Genomic DNA, 5129 nt, shown 5'->3' with positions numbered 1-5129 from the left:
TCATTGCACAATTTGCACAATCTAAACCTTCTAGCATAAGTTTCTTTTTCACTAATGCTTCTGCCATCGTTCTCCCTCCTCGCTTTTTTATTCTTCCTCGTTTACGTGTTCAAACGCTTGCTCGAAGATATGAATTACGTGTTGATCAGCTAATGAGTAATAAACTACCTTTCCTTCTTTACGGTTCTTTACAAGCTTTGCTTGCTTTAATACACGAAGCTGATGTGAGATTGAAGATTGCGTCATTCCTAATAAATAAGCTAAATCACAAACACACATTTCAGCTTCAAATAATGCATGTAATATTCTCGTACGTGTACGGTCACCTAATACTTTAAATAATTCTGCTACTTTACTTAAACTTTCATCAGTCGGAATTGTTTGTTTTACTTGATCCACGATTTCCTCGTGAATTACCGTTTGAGAACATGCTTCCTGTTGCGTTTCTACTTTATTTTCAGCCATCACAGCTCACCTCTTCATTTGAACATATGAACAACTATTCATATGTCTTATACCTTTATTATATGAGCGTCCATTCATATGTGTCAATGAATTCTCATACATTTTTCAAAACATTTCGTTCATATTTCAAAATAAACATATAAATATTCTCCGCATCTATCATGCTCTTCATACAAAAAGGATGCACGAAAACTACCGTGCATCCCTTCTTATTTATTAACTTTTACTGCATCCACAATTAACGAAGCGAATCCTAATTTACCATCTTGATTTCTATGGTCAAAACGTTTCGATCGATAAATAAAACCTCCTTGCTCATTCCAATCATTATACTGAAATTCTCCATTTTCATCGCAATACTCTAGCAACTTTACTTGAAAACCCGCTACTTCAAACATAGATACAATCGTTTTATAGTTATGTACAATTGTATGACTTGCAGCTGGATGATCTAACGGACCGGGTCCTCCCACTTGCACACCACGCTGATATTCTTCATTGGGGAAAAATGCATCCGGCACTGCACAACGAATATAACCATCATCTTGTAAAAACTCAAAGCATATTTTAGCTGCTTCTATACCTTCTTCATACGATAAATGCTCCCATACGTGTTCAGCCAAAATTACTGATAAAGAATTAGGCTGAAATTTATTAAGCCACGTTTCTCTTTTTAATAAATTTAATTCTTCTTCATTCGTATGTAACCAACCTGGGTTATTATTATATCCCTCTGATCCAACGACAACTTTCGTCTCCATCTTTCCACCCCTTCTTATATTCCGACATAAAAATTCGACAACATAACATTGGTCTCCTTTATTTCCCCAAAAGAAAAAGCCTTGCGCGCTCCCTAGACGCACAAGGCTTACTAACTTTATATCCCTTTAATTAGCTTTTTCTAAACTATCTTGCGAACTTCCATCGTCTTTTAAATGACTATGTTTTTTCGAATAAACAAAGTATACAACCACTCCGATTGCTAACCAAACACCGAAGTATATCCATGTTTTTAACGGTAGATTTACCATTAAGAATAGACAGCTTGCAACTGAAATAATCGGTAAGATTGGTACAAGTGGTACCATAAATCCACGTTGTAATTTCGGATGCGTTTTACGAAGAATGATGACAGTTACACCAACCATCGCAAATGTTAATAACGCTCCAATATTCGCTAAATTCGACAATTCTTTTAAATCGATAAATCCGGCAATTAAAGCACTACCAATTCCTGTTAACCAAACTGAAAATGTTGGTGCTTCTGTCTTCTTGTCAATTTTCGCAAAAGATTTTGGCAATAAACCGTCACGGCTCATAGCGAAGAATACACGTGTCGTAGCGTAGATGTATGCGAAAATTACAGCCATAATACCAATTACAGCTCCAATAGCGATTACACCAGCCACTTTRTCTTGTCCTACAACTTCTAATACATAGGCCATCGCTTCAGGTACATCTAATTCCTTATAAGAAACCATACCTGTCATAACGAGACAAACTACAACATAAATGATTGTACAAATGACTAATGAAGCAATAATACCAATCGGTAGATCACGTTGCGGATTTTTTACTTCTTCAGCAGAAGTTGCTAATGCATCAAATCCTAAGAAAGCGAAGAATACTGCTGCTCCTCCGGCAAAGACTCCACTTAAGCCGTACGGTGCAAATGGTATCCAGTTTTCTGGTTTCACRTAGAATACACCAACTGCAATGAATAAAACAACAATACCAATTTTAATTAATACCATTATGTTATTCACACGCTTACTTTCTTTTGTACCTCGTGATAATAACCAAGTTATCACCAACGTAACGATAACTGCGGGTAAGTTCACCATACCACCTTGCGATGGAATCGTTAACAACGCTTTTGGAATTTCAAGTCCCAATCCACTCACTAAATTATTGAAATAACCTGTCCATCCGCCAGCTACTGCGGCAGTCGTTACGACATATACGGATAACAATGTCCACCCCATTAAATGGGCAACAAACTCACCAATTGTTGCATATGAATATGTGTACACACTACCTGAAACAGGAAGTGCAGATGCAACCTCTGCATAACATAAAGCTGCAAATCCACAAACAATTGCTGCAATCATGAATGAAAAAATAACTGCTGGACCAGCATCTCTTGCTGCTACTAATCCCGTTAATACTAGAACTCCTGTACCAATTATCGCACCAATCCCTAGCATTGTTAGGTCAAATGCCCCTAGCGTTTTCGTCAAAGTTTTACTTTTACTTTCCCCTAACAATTGCGTAACGGATTTCTTTTTAAATAGGTTGGCCACGATGAATGCCCCCTTTTACCAAGAAGAGCTAAGAGGTATTATCTCTTAGCTCTTATCATGTTGTTTTATATATTGTTCGATTTTGTTTTGTATAATGCTTCTATTAGCAAGATACTGTTTCTGCTTCTAATAATTCTTTAGCACCTTTGTACTCTACACCGTGAGCTTCTGCAACTGCTTCGAATGTTACATAGCCTTCTAATGTGTTAATACCTTTTAATAATGCAGAGTTGCCTAGGCAAGCTTCTTTGTAGCCTTTGTTAGCAATTTGTACTGCATATGGTACTGTTACGTTTGTTAATGCAAGAGTTGATGTACGTGGAACCGCACCTGGCATATTTGCAACTGCATAGTGAACAACGCCGTRTTTTTCRTAAGTTGGGTTRTCATGAGTTGTAATACGGTCAGTTGTTTCGAAAATACCACCTTGGTCAATCGCGATATCTACAACAACAGAACCTTGTTCCATTGATTTAATCATTTCTTCTGTTACAAGTTTTGGCGCTTTTGCACCTGGGATTAATACTGCACCGATTACAAGATCAGATTCTTTTACAGCTTCTGCAATATTGTAAGGATTAGACATTAAAGTTTTTACTTGGTTTCCGAAAATGTCATCTAATTGACGAAGACGTTCTGCACTTAAGTCGATGATTGTTACATCCGCACCTAGTCCAACTGCAATTTTAGCAGCATTTGTACCAGCTTGTCCACCACCGATAATTGTTACTTTACCACGTTTAACTCCTGGAACACCTGCAAGTAAGATACCTTTACCGCCTTTGTTTTTCTCAAGGAATTGCGCACCGATTTGTGCAGCCATACGACCAGCTACTTCACTCATAGGTGCAAGTAATGGTAATGAACGGTTTTCTAATTGTACTGTTTCATATGCGATAGCAACAACTTTCTTTTCAATTAACGCTTTTGTTAATTCTGGCTCTGGAGCTAAGTGTAAGTATGTGAATAAGATTAAACCTTCACTGAAATGTTTGTATTCGCTTTCAACTGGTTCCTTAACTTTCATAACCATTTCCATGTTCCAAGCTTCTTCAGCTGTATCAACAATTTTTGCTCCCGCTTCAACATACTGAGCATCTGTGAAACCAGATCCTACACCTGCATCCTTTTGAATGAATACTTCGTGATTGTTACGAACTAAATGTACAACACCTGCTGGTGTCATTGCCACACGGTTTTCGTTGTTTTTAATTTCTGCTGGTACCCCAATACGCATAATGAAATGCCCCCTTATAATTAACAGAAAAAAGAAAGTCTTTTTTCTTTTTGTAATAATTAATAACTTATGTCCTTATTCTAGCATAACTTAAAAGTTATGAAAACGCTAACATACTATTTTTTTAAAGTTTATATATTTAGAATAGTGTAAATATACGAAACATTGATTCTATTGGGTTATTTGTACTATCTCATTATCTATCACTCTATTTACATTATATCCATTCAAAACGCATAGTAATTATTTATTATTTGACAATAATGTAACAATGCAAAAAACTAAGTAGTTACGTATACATATACACTTATTACTTTGTACAATACTTTAGAAATATATTCTTTCCATAAAAAAAACAGCTACTAGCATTTAGCCAGCAGCTGGATAGATCATAAATAACTTTGAAAATAGATCTTCTGTCGTCTCGGTAATTTTATCAAACATATCACTTTCACGATCTTCTTGCTCTTTTAACATCTTAATTGTTTCACGTGCGTCTTCAGGATAATCGGTAATGATACCATCCACGTTTAACTTATAATATGCCTTTAAACTTTCCATATCATTTACTGTCCATACGTAAATTGGCTTGTTTAGCTTCCTTGCTTCTTTTACTAATTTCTTATTTAACATGTATTCTTCTGCTACATAAAAATCAGCCTTCACATTCTTTAAGTCAGCTCTACTCGCATACAGTATATATCCTACTTTTATATTTGGATTTGCACGTTTAAACTCTTTAATAAGCGGATAGTGTAACGTTTGAATGACACATTGCTTCTCAAATTCATTATCTTTAATCGCTTTTAATACTTTGTTTACAAAATCTTTTTCGCCACCATGGAGCTTCACTTCAATATTAAGTTTGATTTTTCCTTTTGCCAGCTTAATGATCTCATCAAGTGTACTTATTTGTCCTGAAAAMCCATCTTGACTAAGGGTAAGCTGTCTTAACTCCTCCATCGTTAAATCTGACACGTGAACATTAGCATTCGCAAGACGTTTTAGCTTCAAATCATGTATAACTGCTAGTTCACCGTCTTTTGTTTGCAGTACATCAATTTCAGCGTAGTCTGCTTTGGCATCAATAGCCCCCTGCASAGCTTCTYTCGTATTCTCTACAC

The 5129-nt window shown here is 36.0% G+C and carries 5 protein-coding genes and 1 pseudogene; all 6 read right to left on the bottom strand.

Going from position 1 to position 5129, the window contains the following annotated elements; genetic code table 11:
* Window positions 1-67 (bottom strand): annotated as a pseudogene (locus AC1DJR_RS16780) (heavy-metal-associated domain-containing protein); the annotation flags it as partial.
* A gap of 20 nt (window positions 68-87) precedes the next feature.
* Entirely contained in the window at window positions 88-465 is a 378-nt protein-coding gene (locus AC1DJR_RS16775) for an ArsR/SmtB family transcription factor (RefSeq protein WP_002010461.1), read from the bottom strand.
* 209 nt (window positions 466-674) lie between these two features.
* A complete protein-coding gene (locus AC1DJR_RS16770; RefSeq protein WP_477003066.1) occupies window positions 675-1226 on the bottom strand; it encodes a class I SAM-dependent methyltransferase in 552 nt (183 codons plus the stop codon).
* Window positions 1227-1352: 126 nt separating this feature from the next.
* Window positions 1353-2768 carry an amino acid permease gene (locus AC1DJR_RS16765; protein WP_002125151.1) on the bottom strand — a complete coding sequence of 472 codons (1416 nt, stop codon included), beginning with the start codon at window positions 2766-2768 and terminating at the stop codon, window positions 1353-1355.
* A 103-nt stretch (window positions 2769-2871) separates the two neighbouring features.
* A complete protein-coding gene (gene ald / locus AC1DJR_RS16760; protein WP_477003065.1) occupies window positions 2872-4005 on the bottom strand; it encodes an alanine dehydrogenase in 1134 nt (377 codons plus the stop codon).
* A gap of 369 nt (window positions 4006-4374) precedes the next feature.
* A partial coding sequence (locus tag AC1DJR_RS16755; protein ID WP_477003064.1) for a glycerophosphodiester phosphodiesterase occupies window positions 4375-5129 on the bottom strand: 755 nt, incomplete at its 5' end.

The sequence above is a fragment of the Bacillus sp. 05T31 genome, from assembly GCF_056396725.1.
The sequence above is the reverse complement of the archived record's forward strand: the minus strand, read 5'-3'. Positions and strand labels throughout refer to the sequence as shown.

Excerpts from the sequence above, each read along its gene's own strand:
- AC1DJR_RS16775 (WP_002010461.1), bottom strand. The coding sequence starts at position 465 with ATGGCTGAAAATAAAGTAGAAACGCAACAGGAAGCATGTTCTCAAACG.
- AC1DJR_RS16770 (WP_477003066.1), bottom strand. The coding sequence starts at position 1,226 with ATGGAGACGAAAGTTGTCGTTGGATCAGAGGGATATAATAATAACCCA.